The organism is Paraglaciecola sp. L3A3 (genome assembly GCF_009796765.1).
Lineage (GTDB): Bacteria > Pseudomonadota > Gammaproteobacteria > Enterobacterales > Alteromonadaceae > Paraglaciecola.
Map to the genome: position 1 here is coordinate 3123727 of NZ_CP047023.1, position 22956 is coordinate 3146682.

General features: G+C 37.3%; 20 protein-coding genes and 4 tRNA genes. 10 read left to right on the plus strand and 14 right to left on the minus strand.

Annotated features, from left to right (window positions below; translation table 11 throughout):
- Positions 1–181: 181 nt before the first annotated feature.
- The 7 genes from GQR87_RS13060 to GQR87_RS13090 all read left to right on the plus strand — a co-directional run bounded on the left by GQR87_RS13060 (position 182) and on the right by GQR87_RS13090 (position 5101).
- Positions 182–724 carry a PH domain-containing protein gene (locus GQR87_RS13060; RefSeq protein ID WP_158970000.1) on the plus strand — a complete coding sequence of 181 codons (543 nt, stop codon included), beginning with the start codon at positions 182–184 and terminating at the stop codon, positions 722–724.
- A complete protein-coding gene (locus GQR87_RS13065; protein ID WP_158970008.1) occupies positions 717–2327 on the plus strand; it encodes a PH domain-containing protein in 1611 nt (536 codons plus the stop codon). Before GQR87_RS13060 ends, GQR87_RS13065 begins: the two co-directional genes overlap by 8 nt.
- A 176-nt stretch (positions 2328–2503) precedes the next feature.
- A tRNA-Met gene (locus GQR87_RS13070) sits at positions 2504–2580 on the plus strand.
- Positions 2581–2608: 28 nt separating this feature from the next.
- A tRNA-Leu gene (locus tag GQR87_RS13075) sits at positions 2609–2693 on the plus strand.
- A 4-nt stretch (positions 2694–2697) separates the two neighbouring features.
- Positions 2698–2772: transfer RNA gene (locus GQR87_RS13080), tRNA-Gln, on the plus strand.
- Between the two features lie 78 nt (positions 2773–2850).
- Positions 2851–2925: transfer RNA gene (locus GQR87_RS13085), tRNA-Gln, on the plus strand.
- A gap of 763 nt (positions 2926–3688) precedes the next feature.
- Complete coding sequence (locus GQR87_RS13090; RefSeq protein ID WP_158970010.1) at positions 3689–5101, plus strand: sodium:alanine symporter family protein; 1413 nt, start codon at positions 3689–3691, stop codon at positions 5099–5101.
- 269 nt (positions 5102–5370) lie between these two features.
- On the opposite strand, the gene GQR87_RS13095 is transcribed toward GQR87_RS13090, so the two are convergent.
- The 5 genes from GQR87_RS13095 to GQR87_RS13110 form a co-directional block, all read right to left on the minus strand.
- Positions 5371–5766, minus strand: a complete 396-nt coding sequence (locus GQR87_RS13095) for a YkgJ family cysteine cluster protein (protein WP_158970012.1) — start codon at positions 5764–5766, stop codon at positions 5371–5373.
- A gap of 57 nt (positions 5767–5823) precedes the next feature.
- A complete protein-coding gene (ylqF, locus tag GQR87_RS13100) occupies positions 5824–6840 on the minus strand; it encodes a ribosome biogenesis GTPase YlqF (protein WP_158970014.1) in 1017 nt (338 codons plus the stop codon).
- 77 nt (positions 6841–6917) lie between these two features.
- Positions 6918–7094, minus strand: coding sequence for a hypothetical protein (locus tag GQR87_RS22185; RefSeq protein WP_199271618.1), 177 nt, complete (start codon positions 7092–7094; stop codon positions 6918–6920).
- Entirely contained in the window at positions 7094–8275 is a 1182-nt protein-coding gene (locus GQR87_RS13105) for an FAD-dependent monooxygenase (protein WP_158970016.1), read from the minus strand. Before GQR87_RS13105 ends, GQR87_RS22185 begins: the two co-directional genes overlap by 1 nt.
- A gap of 49 nt (positions 8276–8324) precedes the next feature.
- Positions 8325–9254, minus strand: a complete 930-nt coding sequence (locus tag GQR87_RS13110) for a DMT family transporter (RefSeq protein ID WP_158970018.1) — start codon at positions 9252–9254, stop codon at positions 8325–8327.
- A gap of 629 nt (positions 9255–9883) precedes the next feature.
- Between GQR87_RS13110 and GQR87_RS13115 the strand changes: the two genes are divergently transcribed.
- Positions 9884–10180, plus strand: a complete 297-nt coding sequence (locus GQR87_RS13115; RefSeq protein WP_158970019.1) for a DUF2007 domain-containing protein — start codon at positions 9884–9886, stop codon at positions 10178–10180.
- A 394-nt stretch (positions 10181–10574) separates the two neighbouring features.
- Complete coding sequence (locus tag GQR87_RS13120; RefSeq protein WP_158970021.1) at positions 10575–11534, plus strand: alpha/beta fold hydrolase; 960 nt, start codon at positions 10575–10577, stop codon at positions 11532–11534.
- A 62-nt stretch (positions 11535–11596) separates the two neighbouring features.
- Here the strand turns inward: GQR87_RS13120 and GQR87_RS13125 are convergent, their stop codons facing one another.
- From GQR87_RS13125 to GQR87_RS13140, 4 genes are all read right to left on the minus strand, one after another.
- The gene (locus GQR87_RS13125; protein ID WP_158970023.1) at positions 11597–12415 is read right to left on the minus strand and encodes a LytTR family DNA-binding domain-containing protein; all 819 of its coding nucleotides are present in this window, start codon (positions 12413–12415) and stop codon (positions 11597–11599) included.
- Positions 12405–13496, minus strand: coding sequence for a sensor histidine kinase (locus GQR87_RS13130; RefSeq protein ID WP_158970025.1), 1092 nt, complete (start codon positions 13494–13496; stop codon positions 12405–12407). Before GQR87_RS13130 ends, GQR87_RS13125 begins: the two co-directional genes overlap by 11 nt.
- A 174-nt stretch (positions 13497–13670) precedes the next feature.
- Positions 13671–14132 carry a DUF962 domain-containing protein gene (locus GQR87_RS13135; protein WP_158970028.1) on the minus strand — a complete coding sequence of 154 codons (462 nt, stop codon included), beginning with the start codon at positions 14130–14132 and terminating at the stop codon, positions 13671–13673.
- A gap of 91 nt (positions 14133–14223) precedes the next feature.
- Complete coding sequence (locus GQR87_RS13140) at positions 14224–14910, minus strand: flagellar brake protein (protein ID WP_158970030.1); 687 nt, start codon at positions 14908–14910, stop codon at positions 14224–14226.
- A gap of 138 nt (positions 14911–15048) precedes the next feature.
- Here GQR87_RS13140 and GQR87_RS13145 point away from each other — a divergent pair, with 138 nt between their 5' ends.
- Positions 15049–16845 carry a M61 family metallopeptidase gene (locus tag GQR87_RS13145; RefSeq protein WP_158970032.1) on the plus strand — a complete coding sequence of 599 codons (1797 nt, stop codon included), beginning with the start codon at positions 15049–15051 and terminating at the stop codon, positions 16843–16845.
- A gap of 138 nt (positions 16846–16983) precedes the next feature.
- On the opposite strand, the gene aldA is transcribed toward GQR87_RS13145, so the two are convergent.
- The 5 genes from aldA to GQR87_RS13170 form a co-directional block, all read right to left on the minus strand.
- Positions 16984–18432, minus strand: coding sequence for an aldehyde dehydrogenase (gene aldA, locus GQR87_RS13150; protein WP_158970034.1), 1449 nt, complete (start codon positions 18430–18432; stop codon positions 16984–16986).
- A gap of 81 nt (positions 18433–18513) precedes the next feature.
- A complete protein-coding gene (locus GQR87_RS13155) occupies positions 18514–19278 on the minus strand; it encodes a 2,5-didehydro-3-deoxy-L-galactonate 5-reductase (RefSeq protein ID WP_158973009.1) in 765 nt (254 codons plus the stop codon).
- A 36-nt stretch (positions 19279–19314) separates the two neighbouring features.
- Positions 19315–20337 carry a zinc-binding dehydrogenase gene (locus tag GQR87_RS13160; RefSeq protein WP_158970036.1) on the minus strand — a complete coding sequence of 341 codons (1023 nt, stop codon included), beginning with the start codon at positions 20335–20337 and terminating at the stop codon, positions 19315–19317.
- A gap of 11 nt (positions 20338–20348) precedes the next feature.
- On the minus strand, positions 20349–21455 hold the full coding sequence (locus GQR87_RS13165) for a mandelate racemase/muconate lactonizing enzyme family protein (protein WP_158970038.1): 1107 nt from the start codon (positions 21453–21455) through the stop codon (positions 20349–20351).
- A 274-nt stretch (positions 21456–21729) separates the two neighbouring features.
- Positions 21730–22788: a patatin-like phospholipase family protein gene (locus GQR87_RS13170; RefSeq protein WP_158970040.1), complete on the minus strand. Its 1059-nt coding sequence runs from the start codon at positions 22786–22788 to the stop codon at positions 21730–21732.
- Positions 22789–22956 lie beyond the last annotated feature (168 nt).

Here is a 22956-nt window from a genome sequence, read left to right on the forward strand (position 1 = left end):
GCTTATCCAGAACTCAGGTTAAGTAAGTTTGAAAACACTAGGCTGTCTTTAAAGGCCAAATAAGTTGCACATAAAACAGGCACATCTTGATGGTTATTTCTTTACATATTTCAGCGGAATTATGTGTAGCTTGTTAAATTTGCGTTAAACTGCTGGCACAAAACAAGACGACTAAATAACAATGATAAAAGAAGATTTTAGCAACCAAACAATCAATTGTGATCTTATCCCGCAAATAGAGGTATTAGAGCAAACATGTCTTTCTGACAAATACGTACGTATCAACTTAGCTATTCACGCTGTCGTAATATGCACAATTTTAATTATTGGCTGTTGTTTGTATATACAACCATATATTGATTTACCTGAAGGTTTGCTCACAGCATTACCCTATATTACATTAGGGGTATTGGTTTTAGGCGTTTTATTAGGTTATTACAACTACCAAGCTGATTTACACAAACGTTATGCATTAAGAGAATTAGATTTACATTATTCAAGTGGTTTGTTTTTTAGAAAAACAGTGAGTCAGCCTATAACTCGAATTCAACACATTGAACTAAAACGTGGCCCCATAGAACGCAAAACAGATTTAGCCAGTTTACAGGTATTTAGCGCAGGAGGTGCAATGCACACCTTTGAAATACCAGGTTTACCTTTGACAACAGCCCAACAACTACGTCAATTTATTTTAGAGCACAAAGACGTCGCTAAAAATGGATAATAAAACGCCAGCTAATGAGTTAATCAATAACTCAACAAATAAAGATACAGTTGCCGAAGAACAAATTTCATTACATAAATGGCAACGTTTATCACCTATCGCAATTCTATATTTCGCCGCCAGCAGTGTTAAACAAATATTTAGTAATGCACTTTATCTGATCCCTGTGTTAGCCATTAATTATAAAAGTATTTTGCAAAACCCTTTAATTTGGTTACCTGCTGTGGCTGTCGTTTTAGGGATATTGTTGTTATTCGCGATATTAAATTACAAGGTATATAGATTTAGATTATCGGCTAGTAATATTGAAATACGCTCTGGGGTGATAAATAAGAAACATCTCAACCTGCCCTTCGAACGTGTACAAAATGTCAAGCTTGAACAACCCGTCTATTTTCGTTTAACGGGCCATGTGTGTTTACAATTAGATACCGCTGGCTCAGCAAAAAATGAAGCCAAACTTATTGCTCTTGATATCGCGTTTGCTGAGCAACTAAAAACTCATATTCTAGATTACGCACAAAATGTAGATCCAACAGTAAATTTATCCGATAAGGTGGAGGGGAAAGCCAACTCTCAATCAACAGCCGAAATATGTATAAATAGTAGAAGTTTGTCAGATCTAATTATTCATGGCATCACCAGCAATCGAATTTGGATCTTTTTAGGCGCCTTAGCTCCTTTTTACGATAAGATCATACGCTCTGTAAGTGAGAGCTTAGAGAATATAGGCATTGATTTAAGCACACTTTTTAACTTGCAAACCCACTCTATAATAGAAGTGACGCTTTATGCGTTGAGTATTACTATATTAATTATGTTACTTCTGGTCAGCCTTTCCGTTATAGGCTCAATTATCAGTTTTTACGGCTACACCTTAAATAAAATAGACGACCGATATATTAGACGCAGCGGCCTACTGACTAAACACGAAGTCAGTATGCGTTTGAGCCGTTTACAAATGATTGTACAAAAGCAAGACTGGTTAGATGTCCTGTTGAAACGAATTAATTTAACCTTTGAACAAAATAACTCTATTCAAACAAATAATGTAAATTCAGCCACAAACAACAAAATTATAGTGCCCTCTATTAAACCCAATGAGTGCCAAGAGTTAATTGATGATGTTTATCCTGCAAACAATCTAGCCGCACTTATAAAACAGCAAAAATTTTGTCCAATTAGTCGACGTTTTATATTTAGAAATATAGCTTTTATTTGTTTGCCCATTTGGCTATTAGTCTGTGTATTTGTTTTAGTTAATAATAATTGGCCACTGGCTGCCATTATTACAATCGTCTTTCTGATGGTGTGTGGTTTAGTTTTTTTACGTTGGAAACGCTGGGGCATAGCGACAGATGAAAACTATGTTTATATTCGTAAAGGTTTATTAGGTGTCGATTATTTCTGTTTCCCATTATTTAAAATCCAACAAACACAATTTATGCAAAGTCTATTGATGAAAAAAAGAAAATTAGCTTCAATCAAGTTTGTTTTGGCTTCTGGTGCATTAAAAATTCCTTTAATAGAAGAATCATTCGCCTATAGATTAATAAATGAGTGTCTATTTAAGGTTGAATCAAGTAAAAAGTCTTGGATGTGAAATAAGTTTTTATAAAAAATAAAGCGTATAAATCGATTAAATCGCCATTTTTTGCTTAAATGACCAGCAAGATGTTTAGATACTGAGCAAACAGTTTTTTTAATTAAAAAAACTGTTGACGACTAAATACTAGATCAGCATAATACGCGCCACTTCGGTAACGGAGTAAAACAAATGGCTACATAGCTCAGCTGGTTAGAGCACATCACTCATAATGATGGGGTCCCAGGTTCAAATCCCGGTGTAGCCACCACTTTGTTTTAACGAACAAAGTTATGTATGCGGGAGTGGTGGAATTGGTAGACACGCTGGATTTAGGTTCCAGTGCTTCACGGCGTGAGAGTTCGAGTCTCTCCTTCCGCACCATTGTTGGGGTATAGCCAAGTGGTAAGGCAGCGGGTTTTGATCCCGCCATTCGTTGGTTCAAGTCCAGCTACCCCAGCCATTATTTTTTAGTAAATTGTTTAATTGACAATTTATTATATAAATAAACGGCTGTTTATTTATAGTACACCTGTTTTATTGGGGTATAGCCAAGTGGTAAGGCAGCGGGTTTTGATCCCGCCATTCGTTGGTTCAAGTCCAGCTACCCCAGCCAAACACCAATTAAGCCTGCTTTTACAGCAGGCTTTTTTGATCACGGCATCTATACGTTGGTTCAAATCCAGCTATCCTAACCCATCAGCAAATTAACCCAGCTTTATAATAAGCTTTTTTGATCACGGCATCTATACGTTGGTTCAAATCCAGCTATCCTAACCCATCAGCAAATTAACCCAGCTTTATAACAAGCTTTTTTGATCCCGGCATCTATGCGTTGGTTCAAATCCAACTATCCTAACCCATCAGCAAATTAACCCAGCTTTATAACAAGCTTTTTTGATCCCGGCATCTATGCGTTGGTTCAAATCCAACTATCCTAACCCATCAGCAAATTAACCCAGCTTTATAACAAGCTTTTTTGATCCCGGCATCTATGCCTTGGTTCAAATCCAACTATCCTAACCCATCAGCAAATTAACCCAGCTTTATAACATGCTTTTTTGATCCCGGCATCTATGCGTTGGTTCAAATCCAACTATCCTAACCCATCAGCAAATTAACCCAGCTTTATAACAAGCTTTTTTGATCCCGGCATCTATACGTTGGTTCAAATCCAGCTATCCTAACCCATCAGCAAATTAACCCAGCTTTATAACAAGCTTTTTTGATCCCAGCATCAATGCGTTGGTTCAATTCCAACTATCCCAGCGATAAACGAAAAAATCCATTTATGGATAGCACTAGACATAAAAGCCTGAAAACGGCAGACTTCTTATACTCAACATCATCAACACCACCATATAATCATAGGATTTATTTTGATCAATGAAATCGTAGCGTTTATTAATAACGTACTCTGGGGCAACGGCCAAATTCTGATTTATATGTTGTTAATTGCAGGTGTGTGGTTTTCATCTAAATTAGGCTTTATTCAAATCCGCCACTTTAGACATATGTTTTCAGTGATGAAAGGCAGTACTAAAAGTGATAAAGCAGGTATAAGTTCATTTCAAGCCTTATGTACTAGTTTATCTGCCAGAGTGGGCACAGGAAACTTAGCAGGCGTAGCTGTGGCCATATCACTCGGTGGCTCAGGGGCAATATTTTGGATGTGGGTGATTGCCATTTTAGGTATGGCAACGGGCTTTGCAGAAAGTGTCTTAGGTCAATTATATAAAGTCAAAGATGCGAACGGTGAATATAGAGGTGGCCCAGCCTATTATATCCAGCAAGGTTTAAATAAACGCTGGTTAGCTGTGATATTTTCGCTATTTTTATTCTTAGGTTATGGTTTCATTTTTAGTGCAGTACAAGCCAACACAATAACTGATGCACTAAATCACGCATACGAGATCCCTACCCTTTACTCAGGTTTAGTCATAATATTATTAGCTGGCTTGATTGTTATTGGAGGCTTACGCGCCATTGCTAAGTTTGCCGAATGGGTTGTGCCTTTCATGGCTGTTACCTATGTATTAGTCACAGTGGTGATCACTATTCTAAACGCAGACTTAGTGCCTGCTATGTTATGGGATATAATTTCCTCTGCATTCGGTTTAAATGAAGCCGGTGCCGGTGCCATAGGTGCTGCATTTAAACACGGCGTACAAAGGGGGTTATATTCTAACGAAGCAGGCTCAGGCAGTGTGCCTCATGCAGCTGCTAGTGCCACTCCAAATCCCAATCATCCAGTATCCCAAGGTTATGTACAAATGTTAGGCGTTTTTATCGACACTATGATTTTGTGTACTTGTTCTGCTGTAGTCATCCTACTAGCTGGTGGTTCAAGTAGTGAACAAATGGAAGGTATTCGCTTAACTCAAGATGCAATGAGCTCACATTTAGGCACAGGAGGCGCCGACTTTGTAGCAGCAGCCATTAGCTTATTTGCATTTACTTCAGTGGTAGCTAACTACGCCTACGGCGAAAGTAACTTACATATGTTTAAATTGGACAATAAAGTCGGTAGAACCTGTTATACAGCCGGTTATTTAATGATGATCCTTTGGGGGTCAATGGCTGCGCTACCTGAAGTATGGGCAGCGGCAGATATGGCTTTAGGCCTAATGACAGTGATCAATATAATAGCCCTAGTTTTGATGACTCCCACTATAGTGTCTATCAGTAAAGATTATTTCAAAAAGCGTGATAATGGCGAGGAAATTAGTTATCAAACGGGTGATTGTGAAATACAGGGTAAATCAGAAGATGGCATTTGGGATAATAAATAAAACTAAATAACCTGTAGACTGGATAAGCCGAACCTCTCGATAACGCTCTTTTTGTGCCTAGCGGCGTTGGGCTTCCTAGCCGCGATGGAGGAGAGTCTAGCAATAACACGTTATTACGTACGACAATCCGCCTTGCCATACACGAAAAATTTCGTCACCGAGTAAGAATTTAGGTGAGGTGATTTGGGAAAATGTTATTAAGCTATTGAATGTTAATGATAAATTTAGCTTAAACGATACTTCTTATCCAGAACTCAGGTTAAATAAAGTTAATCAAAACTAGGTCGGCTGTCCTTCAATATCTTATCTAAATCTGCTTGAGCTTTCACCGGTTCAAGTAGGTCTTCCTGCTCTAACATTTCACATTCGTCATTAATCATTTGTTTAACCGTAACAGGATAAAACCTACAATCTTCGGGACGATCATGATAGATATCACAAGTATAAAAAATATTGCCTGTTTCTGTACTAGTAGAGCCACGTAAGAATGGACATAGGTCTAATAGTTTTCCACTATTAGGTGAAAACCAAATTAAGCCCCCTTTTACATATTCAGCAATATCTGGACGAAACAACTGCCACATATCCATATCGCTGTCAGATGCAGAAAGGTCGCCATGACTATATTTAATGCAACACTTTCCACACTGAGTACATTCTTTCATATTTGGCTAGAACTCATTTTAACTACCTTAAACCTGAACTTCACTGCCCAAGAAGGGTTATTTAGAACGAGAGCGATTTTCTTTTTTCATCCGGGCAGATTGTGCAGCACGATCTGATTGGCGCTTTTCTTTACGATCTTTTTTGTCTGGGGTTAACGAGCCTGTTTTGAAACTCTGTTTACGTTTTACTTTATCTGCTTCTTTTTTGGCAGCAATTTTTTCCATCTCAACTTCTTCTTGCTGCACCATATCTGGAGTTTCTAGACTGATACGCCCTAACTTGCCCGATCTGAGTTCATTAATTAATACTTCACAAATTTTATGTAAGTTAACTCTACCACCCGCCATTAAGGCACCACGACTACCTGCCGCAACTTCTAAAAACTCTATTTCAGTCGTTGGGATATGTTCTAGTTTAAAACGATCTTTTAATAGTTCTGGGTAAGCCTTAATTAAATAATCTGCGGCATAAAAACCTACATCATCATATTCCATTGCCGTATCTTTAATCGCTCCAGTCGCCGCTAATCGATAACCACTGTTAGGGTTTTCGACTTTTGGCCACAAAATACCTGGGGTATCAAACAAGGTAATGCCATTACCTAAATTAATACGTTGTTGATTTTTAGTCACCGCAGCTTCATTACCCGTTTTAGCAATCACGCGATCAGCTAAAATGTTAATTAGGGTAGATTTCCCTACGTTTGGAATACCGACTATCATGGTATTAATAGTTTTTACGCTAGCGTCTTTTTCAGGCAACATTTTACGACATAAGTCGATGATCTGTTTCATTTTGGCAGGTTGTTCAGTGGTGGCTGCGAACGTCTTTACTGATCTTTCACGCTCTAAATATTCTTGCCACATTGCGGTGATTTCGGGATCAGCTAGATCCGTTTTACTCAAGACTTTAATACAAGGTTTATCACCTCGCATTTGAGCGATCGCTGGATTTTCACTTGAATAAGGAATACGTGCATCTAACACTTCAATCAATAAATCAACTTGAGGCAAAACTTGTTTAATTTCTTTTTGGGCTTTATGCATATGCCCTGGGTACCAATGAACTGCCATTTTTTCGCCTTTCGTATTTTAAATATCATTATCCGATAAATCGGATAAAACTGAATAATAGTATTATACCTATGCCTTTAGCCTGTGTAATGCATGATGAGTTGAATAACAACTGAAATCACTAATAAGGGTAAGATCCAACGACCAAACTTACTCATTTGTTGATTGGACAAATTAAAATTAGCTCGCTCAATTAATGGCACTAGTACCACTAGAGCAATAAATAATACACCTAAGATAAGCAATACCGTCATTACACTAATCCCATAGCATACTTTAATGCTTGTTTTTTTAGCGGGCCTGAACTGTTAGCTAATTTTAAACCTAAATTTCTGAGTAATGATAAAGGAGTATTATCGTTGCTAAAAATGGCATAAAGGCTATCCATAGCTGTCATCATAATTAAATTATCCGTGCGACGATCTTTCTCGTAGGCATTTAACCAGAGCTGTCGATTAGTATCCGTTAATGCCTGTGAACGGCCATGCACTCTAACACAGCTTGCTAATTGGGTAAGCAACGACCCAACATCCTTAAAACCTAAATTCACTCCCTGCCCAGCTAATGGGTTGATAGTATGCGCCGCATCTCCGATCAACACACTGTTATGTTTATAATATTGATTAGCGTGCATTCTAGTTAGACCAAAACTGGCTGTTGATAACACCTCAAAATCTACTAATTCGTCAGGAAAAACCTGAATGATTTGTTGTTTAAGTTTTTCATTTGATAAGGTTTTTAACCACTTAATATTTTTCACACTGTTATACCAAACTAACGAACCATATCCGTCATACAAGGGTAAAAAAGCCAGAGGACCATTAGCGGTAAATTGTTGCCAAGTGATATCTTGACTAGCAATATCCGTTTTAATAGTAATGCCTAATGCCTGTTGCGCATATTGCCATCCTTGCACACCAATATTACTTGCCTGTCGAACCTTAGAATTACCACCATCAGCTCCGATGATAATTTTGCTATCGATCTGTTGACCATCAGCAAGTATCAACTGAGTTTGACCTTTAGGGTTAATTGATACTAAAGGTTGATTCCAAAAACAACGGATATTACCCACCTCAGCTATAGCTTGGTGTAGTCCTAATTGAATAATTCGGTTCTCAACAATATGGCCTAAATGACTGGTGCCTACTGAGTGACAATCAAAATCAGTGCGACAAGTACTTTTATTCCATACTGATAAACGTTTGTATTCACACAGCCTCATTTTCTCGATAAAAGACCATGCACCAAGATCCGTGAGTAATTTTTCTGAAGTTAAACTAATAGCAGAGACTCGCATGTCTGGAGCTTGAGAAGCAGAAAAATCAGCAGGTTTGTTCGTTTCGATTAAGGCAACATCAAAACCCATCGCTCCCAATCCTAAGGCAATAGCCGAACCTACCATTCCTCCACCTACTACACAAAAATCAAACAAACTCATTTCCTTCTTGGTACAAATTCAAATATTAGAAATAATTGAAAACCTAACGGCTAGCCTTGCCTAATGAAGTGATTGCAGAGCCCATAACCACAATCGCCCCACCAATATAGGCCCACTTATCTAGTTCGCTGGCAACAAAATGCTGTGGCATGAATTCTACTGCAAAATACATACTGATAAAGGTAAAAACCGGCGCCAAAGTAATTATCGCCCCGACTTTCGATGCTTGCCAAATACTTAAAGCCTCAGTAAAAGCACCGTAGCCCACTATAGTATTGAGACAACAAAAAATTAATGCGAATACATGCACTGCATCAAGACCAGACAAAAGCTGGACGTTAACAAATGGCAGTAACATAAGCATACCAATCAAATAAATATATAGAGTTAATTGTTTAGCTGAAAAAGATTTTAATAATGACTTTTGCATTAAAGCATAACCAGCCCAAGCAACAGCTGAGAAAACAATAATTAACACACCCAGAGTGTATTCATTTAAAGCTAAAAACAATGTGGCTAATCTATCATTAAAAAATAAAATTAAACCTAAAAGCAATAAACAAGCCCCAACACACTCTAAGCGACTAAATCGTTCAGAGAAGAAGATAATGCTACCCAACATCAATAAAAATGGCGCAAGCTGCATAATAACTAATGCTGATTCAGGATTTAAATACTCTAAACCTTGAACATATGACACATAATTAGCCACTAATAAAAAACTGACTAAAATTAACCAGCCACCTTTACGACTTTTAATTACAGCTAATTGAGGTAGGGAGCGGCTTTTATACAGAACTATAAAAACAAAAACACCCGCGACTAGAAATCGATACCAAGTGATAGTCACAGCATCCATGACTTCTAAACTCAATTTTAAAAATATGGGAAGTACACCCCACAACAAAGCAGTCAACAAAGATAAGGCAAATCCATACCAATGTTTATTAGGATCCAAATCAGTTTTACGCACAAGACCTTCAGAAAAATATATAAAAATTGAATTTGCAAAGTGACATCAAGAATACAGCAAAAAAGCAGATTGGGGCAGCGTGATACAGACTAAACAGCATGGTTCTGATAAAAAACATTACATAACCTAAGCCCAGTTTAAAGAGATGGTAGAAACCCAGCCATTGTTTATTTTAATCTTACCTGCTACTAATACTTAACATCCCCTCTGTTCAGTTGCCTTTATTTTATAAGCTAAAGTAGAATGAAATTCCGTTGACTTATACCATTCTAGCTAAATTAGTAGTTAACCTGAGTTCTGGATAAGAAGTATCGTCCAATCTTAATTTATTATTAAAATTCAATAACTTAATAACATTCACCCAATTCACCTCACATGAATGCTTACTCGGTGACGAAATTTTTTCGTGTATAGTAAGGCGGATTATCGTACGTAATAACGTGTTATTGCTAGACAATCCAACGCCGCTAGGCACAAAAAGAGCGTTATCGAGAGGTTCGGCTTATCCAGTATTCAGGTTAGTTACTCAGAATGCGACCAATTATTTAACTAGATTGGTATTAGCACTGGTTTATGTATACTTGGCTAAGACTATATTTCTAGTCTTAGCGTGTTTAAAGGAATAATTTATGAGACAAATATATACTAATGAAAATCGCCTATTAGCAATAAATTCAAAAAATGTACTAGAAAACGCAGGAATAGAAGTCGAAATTAGGAACGGGCATACATCAGGAAGTGCTATTCCTGGACATCAGGTTTGGCTTGAACTCTGGGTAGATGACAAAGACTATACAAACGCCTCAGAACTACTCCAATCTTTCGATACAACCCAAGATAAAAAATGGATATGCTCTAAATGTTCTGAACAGAATGCAGAATCATTTGAGGTTTGCTGGAGTTGTCAAAACGAAAACATAGAATAATCACCAGAGTTCCGGTTAAGCCGAGTCTGTGAATAACCTTCTTTTTTGCCTAGCGGTGCTGCATTGACTAACCATAGCCCGCTGTAGGGTAACAACACTCGCCTTACTATCCACGAAAATTTCATCATCAAGTAAGAAGTGATACAAATTAAAATGAATGTATATTTTTAACCTTTGGATTTAAATATAATATTAAATTTACACGACACTTATTAACTCGAGCTCAGGTAATAAACGTCTAATTTGCTCAGAATTAGTGTATTGTTTATGGCTGAAAAATAACGACTAACTCGTTAATATATAATCACTGACAAGAATATGTTTCTCTAACCTTAAACCAGTACAACTCATTGTGAACTTGGTTTCCCTATTTAATAAGTGCCTTAGTTAATTTATGCATTCGACTATTTTCATCCTATTATTGTTAATTATCCTTATCACAGGTTGCGACACAGGTAATTCTAAACAAAGATCAGGTGGGCAGTATAAACATCTAGTCGAAAAATCAGCAGACGAGTTAAGTTACGATGAGCTCTATAACCGAACGTTAACTTTGTGGGAAGTCCCCTTTGAACAAAGGCGGCTCAAAACATCAGCCGGTGAAGCACATATTATCATTGCTGGCCCAAGCCAAGCTCCTCCCTTAGTTCTATTACACGGAATGAATGCAAGTTCGACCATGTGGTATCCAAATATAAAGGCACTATCAAAAGACTACCGTGTCTATGCTATTGATTATATCTGGGATTCAGGAAAGTCTAGTCCAAGCCAAGAGCTGAACTCAGTTGAACAAGCAGTTAATTGGCACTTTGAAGTATTTGACCAATTAAAACTAGCGAAGATTATACTGGTTGGCGCTTCACAAGGGGGCTGGTTAGCCACACAGCTAGTAGCAACAGATAAGTCTAGGTTTTCTCATTTAGCATTATTAAGTCCCGCTCAAACTTTCACTTGGATTAGTCCAAGTTTTGATATGTTTTCAAATTTACTATTTATGACAAGCCCTAATAAAAAAGATTTACCCGATATTCTAAGTACAATGTCTAACAATTTAGAGAAGCTAGATCAACTTTATATAGACCAGTATTTTAGGGCAATAAAGAATGCATCTTTTCCGTCATTAGCACGGCATATGCAGCCTTTTTCAGATGAAGAAATAGCTAAGATTAATATCCCAGTGCTACTTCTCATTGGCGATAAGGACATCATCAATGATAAGGATAGTATCGAAACGGCAAACAAACACTTACCTAATGTGACGACAAAGATTATTAAAGATGCTGGACATTTTTTGAGTGTTGATCAAGCTAAAATCACTAACCAAAAGATTATTAACTTTATTAATAGTCATTGATGCTATGAGTCTTTTTTATCATGCTTTCAGTCAACTAATTGTTTTAAATTTCCAAAACAGAATTAGAGTTTTATCATTGTTTTAACTCTATCTCTATGACTTCTACTGACCTTTAATTCTTCGCCATTAGTTAAAATCAGATGGTACTCGCCACTGATATGACTCACCAATTTTTGTACGTAATTTATGTTCACTATGGCCGAACGATGAATACGCACAAACTTTTTAGGATCTAAGTCTTTCTCTAACTCTTTCATAGTACGACGCATTATGTGAGTTTGCTCGGCAGCATGCACACACATATAATCACCAGCGGCATCAATCCACTGCACATCTTTGACTGCAACTCGAGTCACCTCAGAGCCATCTTTAATCGCCAAAACGTCAGGAAACACCTGACTTTCAATATTTTCTCCACTCGCCAGTTTACGTAAAATATCTTCGCAATCATCGCCAGTCAAACCCGCCACTAGTTGCACTAACTTTTCATTCTGTCCGCTTTTTTCTTTGATGGCCAACGTCATACAGGCTTTATTAATCGCCTCATTTAATCTGTCATCATCAACCGGTTTTAATAAGTAATCTAAAGCGTGTATCTCAAACGCTTTAATTGCATAAGAATCGTAAGCAGTAACAAAGACAATTAATGGAATAGATTGTTGTAACTCTCTTAACCGATTAATAACTTGAAAACCATTTAAGCCAGGCATTTGTATATCTAAAAAAATTAAATCAGGTTTAACTTTAGGGATAAGATCAATGGCCTCATTGCCATTTTTACATTCACCGACTAATTCAATATTGTCATATTCAGATAAACGTATAGACAAGCCCTTTCGTGCTAAAGGCTCATCATCCACTATCAATGTATTAATTTTCAATTATGCTCTCGCTTATTTCGTAAGGTATACGAATATTAATTTTGATCCCGGTTGGCATGTTATGACAAATTACAAACGAATAATCATCTTTATACAAGGCTTCAAGACGATCTTTAATATTGACTAACCCCACTCCTCCACCAGGTCTAGTGGGCAATTGACCATTATTTATCTCTGCGCCAGGACCATTATCAGTCACTACTAACATTAAATCCCCAGCAAAAGATTTAGCTGAGATATGGATCTCTCCATCTCCTTGCATTTTAGAAATGGCATATTTAATCGAGTTTTCTATAAGTGGTTGTAGAATTAAACTTGGTACTAATGCCTTAGAACTGTCTTCTTCTATGTCCCAAATCACAGTTAACCTTTCCTCAAACCTGACTTTTTCAATCTGCAGATATAATTTTAAGGCCTGTATTTCTTGCATTAAAGGCACTTTTCTAATGGGATCTTTATCTAGAGAATAACGTAAAAAGTCGCTCAGTCTATTCACCATAGCCCCAGCTGTTTTATTGTCTTTCATCAAGATAAGTGTAGAAATAGCATTCAGTGTATTAAACAAAAAATGAGGATTAAGTTGATAACGCAACATTTTAATATGCGCTTGATGGGCCATAGAAGAAGCCTTTAACACATTTTGTTTTTCCTTAAGCAACATCTGATAATTTTTGATGCCAAAATATGCTCCTGTCCAACAGCCAATCATAATAATAGAGTTCACTGTGTTGGAGAAATACATATACCAGTCTTCAGGGCGATAACCTTTTTTATAAATCTCCCAATAATTGATGTTTTTAATCAAGGCCCAAAATAGAGCTGTTATGTATAAACTAATAGCCACCAGCAACAACATTTGCATAGGCTTAAGAGTTAACGCTTTGCGATAAATATAACGAAGAGGAATTGTTAACAACCAACCCGCATAGGCATTCAACGCAATCACAAAGACCCAAATATTACGCATATCGTGTAAAAAAGAACCTATATAATAGATAATTGCAAAACCAGCCCAACCTGCAGTATGCAAAGTCCAAAATAGTCTTTCTCGACTATCAACCAGCTTTTCCCATTGCGGCACGTATATCCCCAAATTACAAAAAATTAAACACGGATTGTACTAAATTAACAAGTAACACGTTTGAGCTTGGTCTTAACTAAATACCATTTTATCGCAAGTGTTATAGGGAATATCTGCTTGAACCAAGCAAAGCTGCTAATTGCTCAGTGAAAGAAAAATTATTAATGATTGCTCTTAATAATTAATGTTTAACCTTTTCAACCAATGTACCCACCACCATGCAGGTCCCACTAGTAAAAACTGTATATCTTTTAGAAAACTTGGTTTTTTACCTTCAATATGGTGTCCGACAAACTGTAAGATCCACATAATAACAAACAAAGCTAAGCTAAATTGCCAGACTGATATATTCAGCATCACTAATAGTTTGATGCAGAAAAAAGAAATAATAGTCAAAAACGTCATTGCCGCACCAATAGGCCCCGACAATTTAAAGTAATAATATAAAACAGGGATAACACAGACATGTGCCCAAGAGACACTAAAATAATCTAACAAACTGGGAGTAGGAATTGACCATAACAAAGCTAAAGTGACAAAATAAATTGCCGGCACAGCTACTGCGTGAATATAAATATTCGACCTATTTTGATGACTCTCGCCATATTCCCTAAGTAATCTATCTATTTGTCGCATATTAATCTCAAATAATTCCCATTAACTTTAATCTAACAATTAGGCAGTCAAGCATCAATCAAAACTAACACTAATTTATCAATAACTAAAACTAATCAGCCACCACCATGATTTCTTTTAATAATTGTTTCACTTCTGATTCTTCAGTGGCGAACTTAATCCCATAAAACCTTGAAACTTCATCAACTTTAGTACTTTGAATGGTTCCAACTAATTGATTCACATTATTTGTTGAAGCTAAAAAATGCATTTTAATTGTTTGATATAATTCTGGTTTATTTTCTAACACTTTTTTATCGATACTGATACGGCAGCCATTCTTAGAAATATCAACCACCACACATTTACATAATATTTCACCTGTTGCTACATCTTCTAGTTTTACTGCAATACTTGTCTGAGCCCTAGGCTCTGCTCGCAGATCATGACTTTGAATAGCCACTGGGAAAGACGTAAAGATTAAATCTGTTGGTGTTGTAGCAACTAATAAAACTTTCACTTTAAACGCAATAATTTCACCAGTATCATCTTCAAGAATATATCTAACAATCATGTTCATATCTTTAAAGATGGATTCTTTTAACCTGCCCCATTTATTTTCATCTGGAAATTTAATGATAAGGCAGCGTTTACCGTCCATGCCGACAAATTCACTGCGCACACGTTTTATACCGTTATTAGTTGTAATCTGTAAGTCCACAGGGCGGCCTGGACGCATAGATTTTATTTTTCTAACGTCTGCATTCGTTAATCCTACTTTTTCGTGCAAAATTGCCATTTACCTAGTGTTCCCAGAAATTATTGTTTTTATTACCCATGGAGGGTAAATAAACTTTATAAAAACAACAACCTAAGAATTAAATTATGTAATTATTAGGTCAACTAAAACTTTTTAAAAATAACAAGAGAATAATCTATGCATAAACCACAGTCACACATCCACTATCAAGTGAAAGTACTCTCAATTGCAGGACATATTCTCCAAGTTAAATTAACTATAGATAAGCCTGAAAAATCAGGACAAATACTCTCTTTACCCGCTTGGATCCCAGGTAGTTACATGATCCGAGACTTTGCCAAAAATATTATCACACTTAATGCAGAAGATGATTATGGGCAACAAATAATCATTAATAAACTAGATAAACAAAGCTGGCAACTAGCGTCCTGCCCCACAAGAATACATGTTTATTATCAGGTTTATGCTTTCGATTTATCTGTCAGAGGTGCCTACGTCAATGACGAATATGCTTTTTTTAATGGTACCAATATGTTTTTAGCTGTTGAAGGCCAAACGGATCAACCATCTTCCATAGAACTCATTAAACCAGAAGATAATGCACTAGGCCACTGGCAAGTTGCCACAACTATGCCATCTACCCAGCCTTTATCCCATTCATTTGGAGAATATTGGGCGAAAAATTATGATGAACTCATTGACCATCCCGTATTATTGGGTGAGTTTAATACCATCAAATTTAATACATCTGGGGTAGAATTTGAACTTATTTTAGCTGGCGGTCATCAAGCAGATACTCAACGTTTAAAACAAGATCTAACTAAAGTCTGTAAGCATCAAATTGGATTCTTTAATGACAATCCGCCCATTACACATTATCAATTTATTACCCTGTTAACTGATAATGCTTTTGGTGGCTTAGAACATATAAGTTCGACAGCCTTAATGTTTAGTCGTAAAGATTTACCCAGTCCTTATCAAAAACAAAAAATGACTGATGGATACCAATTATTTCTCAGCCTGTGTAGTCATGAGTTTCTTCATACCTGGCATGTGAAACGAATTAAACCAGAGGCTTTATTTGCGGCAACATTAGATAGCGAAAAATATACCGAACAATTATGGATTTACGAAGGTTTTACCAGTTATTACGACGATTTATCTCTATTACGCTCTGGTTTAGTCACAGAGGCTGAATACTTAAAAGTAATGGCGAAAAATCTCACTCGTTTAGTCCGTAACCAAGGTCGGCTTAAACAAAGTATTACCGAATCTAGCTTTGATGCTTGGACCAAGTTTTATAAACAAGACGAAGGGGCCATTAATAATATTGTCAGTTATTACAATAAAGGTGCAGTGCTCGCTATGTGTTTGGATTTGAGCATTCGCTTAGGCAGTGATCAAAAATCTAGCTTAGATGATGTTATGCGCTATTTGTGGCAGGCTCATGGCAAAACTAATATCCCCACTAACAACCAGGTCATAGATAAAATATTAAAAGAACAACTGGGGCTCGATCTCAGTGAGTTTTTGTCTTCGGCTTTATATTCTACTGCTGAATTACCTTTCGAAAACCTATTAAATAAGTACGGAGTAAAAGTCAATTACAGCGCTAAAGCCAGTATTGATGATAAAGGGGGGGACACTAACAGCGAACCTTTCTTATTTGATTTTGGCGCCCAAGTCACTGATAAAGAAGTAGGTGTTGTCATTAATCAAGTGACCGAACACAGCAGTGCTTATAAAGCTGGACTACAAGTAGGTGATGTACTGATTGCACTGAATAATTGGCAAGTTAGTAAAACAGAGATAAAACATATTCTAAATAACTTAAGAGTAGAACAAACTGTAGAGTTAATCGTATTAAGAGATAAGAAAGTGAAAAAACTGATATTTACAGTCAACCCCGTGATAACAGATTCAATTTCGTTAAAAATCTTTGACCAAGAGTTAGCTTCGAGTTGGTTAAAATAATGCTAGATGCTAGATGCTAGATGCTAGAAAAGTTAAAAGCTTAACTTATTATATCCAACCTTATTATTTTCATCGCGCATAAAAAAATGGCTAAGGTTTTCACCTTAGCCATTTAAATCATTGGTTACTCAATAAAACTTACGCTTCGTTGATATAAACCGTTTTCTTCTCTAGGTATTGCTCAAGACCGAATTTACCGTCTTCGCCACCAAAACCACTTTGTTTCCAACCATTATGGAAACCTTGGTGTTGCTCACCCATACCACGGTTTACATAGACTTCACCGACTTCTAATTCGTTGATTGCTTTATTAATATCAAAGAAGTTTTCAGTGAAAATATAGGCACTAAGACCATAGATACTGTCATTACAGTATTCAATGGCTTGATCCATATCTTTAACTTTAACGATAGGTAGTACAGGGCCAAAGGTTTCTTCATGTACAGCAATATTATCTTGCGCTACATCAACCAATAATGTGGGTTCATACCAACAACCGCCTTCAAAACCTGCTACCGAAGCAACTTTACCACCAGTAGCTAGAGTCGCACCTTGTTTGAGGCTTTCTTGAACTATGTGATCTATGTTATCAATTTCACGTTGGTTACACTTAGGGCCCATTTGAGTTTCTGGGTTCATTGGGTCACCCACTTTAAGGGCTTCAACCGCTGGTACAAACTTAGCCATGAATTTTTCATATACACTTTCTTGCACGTATAAACGCTCAACACACGTACACACTTGTCCACAGTTAGCAAAACGTCCCCATAGAGCACCTTCAACTGCTTTATCTAAGTCAGCATCTGCCATAACCACCATAGGTGCTTTACCACCTAGCTCCAGCATGACAGGGGTCATGTACTCAGCTGAAGTTTTATAAATCTGCTTACCTGCCGCAGTAGAGCCTGTCATGGTAATCATTTTAGTAATTGGACTTTCACACAAGGCTTGGCCCACTACTGAGCCAGAACCGTTAATGACGTTCAACACGCCAGCAGGAATACCAGCTTCGTTAGCGATCCGACCTAATTCAGTCGTCGCTAATGGAGTTTCTTGTGTGGGTTTTAGCACAATAGAGTTACCTGTGATCAACGCAGGACCAATCTTACGACCGGCCAGAGCTAAAGGGAAATTCCATGCAGTAATACCGACTACAACACCACGCGGCACCTTATGAATATAAATTTTTTCATCTAGATTATCTGAAGGAAGAATATCCCCTTCAATGGTTAACGCATTGTCACAAGCATAATCAATAAAAGTCGCAGTAACGTCTACTTCCATCTGTGCCACTGATAATAATTTACCTTGTTCTGCTACTAACATAGGCGCAAGAATATCTTTATTTTCGCGAATTTTATTGGCGAAATTACGTAATATATTCTGGCGAGTACGAGCGGTTAGCTTAGCCCATTTCTTTTGACCTGCATCTGCAGTTTCAAGGGCATATTGTGCATCTTCAGCACAACCTTTAGGGATTTCACCAATTTTTTTGCCCGTAGAAGGGCTTAATATTTCAATGATGCCTTCGGCTTTAGAGGCAATATATTCACCATTGATGAAATTTACATTATTTTGAAAGTTCATAGATAATTTCCTATAACAAAAATCCGACTAACCGTTAGGCGATTAATCGGATTAATTAACTTTTTCAGTATCGATAGTAAACTATCGACCCATCCAGCCACCGTCTACCAACAAGATAGCGCCATTCACATAACTTGCTGCTTCTGAAGCCAAGAAAACAGCTGGACCTTTAAAGTCTTCAGGATTTCCCCAGCGACCTTGTGGAATACGCCCTAAGATGGCAGCATTACGCTCAGCATCTGCACGAAGTGCTTCCGTGTTATCTGTATCGATATAGCCAGGTGCAATCGCATTAACATTAACGCCTTTACCAGCCCACTCGTTCGACAATGCCATCACTAGTTGACCAATTGCGCCTTTACTTGCCGCATAACCAGGAACGGTAATACCACCTTGGAAAGTTAACAATGAAGCGGTAAAGATAATTTTTCCTTCACCACGGTTAACCATTTCTTTACCAATTTCACGGCTAAGAATAAATTGAGAGTTCAAGTTAACATCAATTACTTTATCCCATAAATCATCGCCATGCTCAGCAGCAGGGGCACGTAGGATGGTGCCTGCATTGTTAATTAAGATATCAATTTTTGGGAAGTCCGCTTTAACTTCTTTGATGAAAGCATATAAAGCATCACGATCACCGAAGTCACATTGGTAAGCTTTAAAGTTTTTGCCTAGAGCTTTTACTTCTTTTTCAACATCAGAGCCTTCAAGCTCTAAACTAGCAGATACACCAATAATGTCGGCGCCTGCTTCAGCTAAACCTAAAGCAATACCTTTACCAATGCCACGTTTACAACCGGTAACTAAAGCAACTTTGCCTTCTAAACTAAATTTTTCAAACATCTTATTCATTTCTAAAATCCTGTGTCTAAAATCAAACTATTCTGCGTTACATTCAACCAATGCTTTCATGCCTTCAGGATTCCCATCCATGCTAGCAAATGCAGTTCCAATATCAGCTAACGGACTGACTGAGCTAATAAATGGTTTAAGATCAATTTGACCTGATGCAATTAATTCAATTGCCCAATCAAAATCTTCTGCTTCGTATACACGCGCACCAAGTAGTTCTAATTCTTTCCAGAAGAATTGGAACAAGTCAATTTCAGGTTTAGTGCTATGAATTGCCACCATAACGATACGGCCGCGACGACCAGCGACTTGAGTCATAGCATCAATCGCAGGTTTTACACCAGACACTTCAAATACTACGTCTGCGCCTTTAGTACCTGTCCACTCATCTACAAAAGCAGCTAGGTCTTGTTCGATAGGGTTAATTGATTTAACACCTAGTTCGTCGGCAAATGCACGACGGCTTTCGTTAGGTTCAGAAACCAATACTTCAGCACCTACACTTTTTGCTACAGCGGCAACAAGTTGACCAATTGGGCCACCACCTAGTACTACCACTTTTTCACCTGCTTTCAAGCGTGAACGACGCACATCGTGACAAGCAACAGATAAAGGCTCAACTAGTGCACCTTGTTTAAGGTCAACGGTTGCAGGTAATTTATGTAAAGTACGTGCTTTTACAGTCCAACTTGATTGGAAAGCCCCAGGAGTATCAATGCCCATAAATTTAAGGTTTTGACAAATATGCGTTAAACCAGCATTACAAGTAGGACATTCACCACACCAATCAAGAGGACGAACAACTACTTTTTCGCCAACAGTGAAACCGGTCACACCGGCACCAATTTCAGCTACAACGCCTGAAATTTCATGGCCGATAGTTTGTGGAATAGACACACGTTGATCCATTACGCCATGATAAATGTGCATATCTGTACCACAGATACCTACATAACCCACGTTCAAACGAACCTCACCCGCTTCTGGAGCGATAGACGTTCCTTCGACCACTGAGAATGATTTGTTACCTATATATTGAGCAGCTTGCATAATTTTTTACCTTAAGATTTCATGACTAAATGGGGTGCTAACAACGCATCATCAAACACTACCCCAGTACCGGGCACATCTGGAGCTACTGCATAGCCATTATTATCGAGTTGTAACGGATGATGGGTGTATTCATCAATTGGAAAAGAGTGTACTTCTAAATAAGCGGAGTGAGCTTGAGACGCTAACAAAGACACATGTAATTCATGCATGCCATGACTACATAAAGGAAGACCATGTTTGGCTCCTAATTTAGCGACCTGTAAAAAGCCAGTAATGCCACCTATATTAGACGCATCAGGCTGTAAAAAGCCTAATTTAGCTTGGGCGACTGCGTATTCAAATTCATGAAAAGTATGTAAGTTTTCTCCCATAGCTAACGGAATATTAATAGCGTCTGATATTTCAGCAAAACCGAGATAATCATCAGGAATGGTTGGTTCTTCGAACCAAGTAATATCATATTCTTCAATAGCCTTGCCAAAGCGAATTGCATCTTGCACTGATAAAGAATAATTAGCGTCAACCATGAATACACGGTCTGGACCTATTACCTTTCTAACGGCAGCCACACGGCTCACATCTTCTAAATAATCATCTTTGCCGACTTTAATTTTAACGGCTTCAAATCCGCGGTCTAAATATCCTTGAATATTATTAAGTAGTTTTTGTTCGGTAAAGTTAAGATCGATACCACCAGCATAACAGTTGGTTTTATTACTGGCGCCGCCTGCAACTTTCCATAGTGGTTGGCCAAGGCGTTTACACTTGATGTCCCATAAAGCAATATCTACAGCAGAGATAGCAAAACTTAAAATGCCACCACGCCCTACATAGTGATATTCCCACTGTAATTTATCCCAGATAAGATCTATCTCTGATGCGTCTTTACCGGTTAATAGTGGGCGCATCTCGTCATGTAATAAAGAGTAAATTGCACGACCACCTTTCCCTCCGGTATAGGTATAACCTACGCCTTGGGTACCATCTTCACAGGTCACACGACAAAGCACTAATTCAAAATGAGTGTGGTCGCCATGTTTAGCATCAGATAACACCTCTGAAAGAGGTATGTTGTATAATTCAATATCAATTGAAGTGATTTTATTTTTATTCATTCCAGACTAAACCAATTAATTACAGTTTATTGTTAACAATTTACAGCAACTAAGTGTGGTTTGTAAAGGTAATAATTGATAGAAATACCTGAAAACAATAAAAAAAGAGTTATTACAAATAAAAACGAACTAGTTACCGAATTTGACTAAATTGATTTTCCAATAAACCAAGGATGAGAGATCAATTACAAATATTATTACACACCTTACATCATGAATAAACATTATATTTTACATATGCAAAACTATTTGATTCATGATTTACATTATTCAATCATAAATGCTTAATACTATGTAAAAAATCATTGTTTTGGCACATAATTTGAAACACATCTGCAAGCTGATTGCTTTTACCAATAACCTCTTGCCAATAACTAATTCGCTGTGTAGACGGCATTGTTTCAAAATCTTTTCTATCCGGAATTTTATGAAATGGCAGATTATAAATAAATTCATCAGAAGGCACTAACATGACTACGTTGTCGTAACTACTGCTATGGGCTAAACGATTCTTTAAAGATTTATCAAACCAACCTGGAATAACTTTAGAATAAAAATGGGGATATAGAATCAAACCATCACTAGGACCAAAGGACAGATCGAAATGATAATCTATGAGCCCCCCATCTCTATATACCCCTTTAGAGGCACCAGCAATATTTTTCACCCCATTTATAATAATTGGAATTGAGCCAGAAGCCATTAAAGCGTCTTTTAAATTATTTTGCTTTAATGACACTGTAGTACAGCCCATTTGATAAGGATCATTAATTTCTAAGTGACTATTAGGGCTAGAGAAAATATATCTTTGATAGAAATGAGATAAATATTTACGATTAAAAAAATTAGCCCCAGCACTCATTGCTAAGCCCGTCATTTGCAAACTTTTAGAGGAAAATTTTGTGAGCCCTTTGCATTTAGCCACAACAAAGTGCGCTTTTACTATTTTATTCTTTAGGATCTGTTGTGCTCCATCATCACCCAAAACAAATTCTAACAGAGCGTTACCTTTTTCTGTTATTTCTTTAGAATTGGGTCTGTCAGAATAAACAGTATGAGAGTATCTATCTGCTAGCCTATTAATCGCAGCAAGAGGATCATCTTGAGCAAAACATGCCATACGAAAAGCACCAGCAGAAGAACCAATAGCCTGAATCGGTTTGTGCCTATTGGCAAAAAACTCAGCAAAAATAAAACGATCAAGACCCGCTAATATAAACCATTTAGGCCCTCCAGAAGCCCCTAAAATATAATCAAACAAATCAGCACTAAACCCCTGTTGTTGAATCCTTTTAAAAGCCTTTTTTCCTGCATAAATATCTAACACTGACATTACTCATTTTCATTATGCGCATAAAACAAGCTAATTAGCCGGAATTGATCCACATTGGGGGGAATAGTGCATTTTCCGAACAGCATAACTTTATCCTTATATATCAATAAATTAAGACACATATAAACAGTACTCAACAGAGTTATCCACAGATATGGTGGATAAACT

Excerpts from the sequence above, each read along its gene's own strand:
- GQR87_RS13060 (WP_158970000.1), top strand. The coding sequence starts at position 182 with ATGATAAAAGAAGATTTTAGCAACCAAACAATCAATTGTGATCTTATC.
- GQR87_RS13065 (WP_158970008.1), top strand. The coding sequence starts at position 717 with ATGGATAATAAAACGCCAGCTAATGAGTTAATCAATAACTCAACAAAT.
- GQR87_RS13095 (WP_158970012.1), bottom strand. The coding sequence starts at position 5,766 with ATGAAAGAATGTACTCAGTGTGGAAAGTGTTGCATTAAATATAGTCAT.
- ylqF (WP_158970014.1), bottom strand. The coding sequence starts at position 6,840 with ATGGCAGTTCATTGGTACCCAGGGCATATGCATAAAGCCCAAAAAGAA.
- GQR87_RS22185 (WP_199271618.1), bottom strand. The coding sequence starts at position 7,094 with ATGACGGTATTGCTTATCTTAGGTGTATTATTTATTGCTCTAGTGGTA.
- GQR87_RS13115 (WP_158970019.1), top strand. The coding sequence starts at position 9,884 with ATGAGACAAATATATACTAATGAAAATCGCCTATTAGCAATAAATTCA.
- GQR87_RS13120 (WP_158970021.1), top strand. The coding sequence starts at position 10,575 with ATGCATTCGACTATTTTCATCCTATTATTGTTAATTATCCTTATCACA.
- GQR87_RS13135 (WP_158970028.1), bottom strand. The coding sequence starts at position 14,132 with ATGCGACAAATAGATAGATTACTTAGGGAATATGGCGAGAGTCATCAA.
- GQR87_RS13140 (WP_158970030.1), bottom strand. The coding sequence starts at position 14,910 with ATGGCAATTTTGCACGAAAAAGTAGGATTAACGAATGCAGACGTTAGA.
- GQR87_RS13145 (WP_158970032.1), top strand. The coding sequence starts at position 15,049 with ATGCATAAACCACAGTCACACATCCACTATCAAGTGAAAGTACTCTCA.
- aldA (WP_158970034.1), bottom strand. The coding sequence starts at position 18,432 with ATGAACTTTCAAAATAATGTAAATTTCATCAATGGTGAATATATTGCC.
- GQR87_RS13155 (WP_158973009.1), bottom strand. The coding sequence starts at position 19,278 with ATGTTTGAAAAATTTAGTTTAGAAGGCAAAGTTGCTTTAGTTACCGGT.
- GQR87_RS13160 (WP_158970036.1), bottom strand. The coding sequence starts at position 20,337 with ATGCAAGCTGCTCAATATATAGGTAACAAATCATTCTCAGTGGTCGAA.
- GQR87_RS13165 (WP_158970038.1), bottom strand. The coding sequence starts at position 21,455 with ATGAATAAAAATAAAATCACTTCAATTGATATTGAATTATACAACATA.
- GQR87_RS13170 (WP_158970040.1), bottom strand. The coding sequence starts at position 22,788 with ATGTCAGTGTTAGATATTTATGCAGGAAAAAAGGCTTTTAAAAGGATT.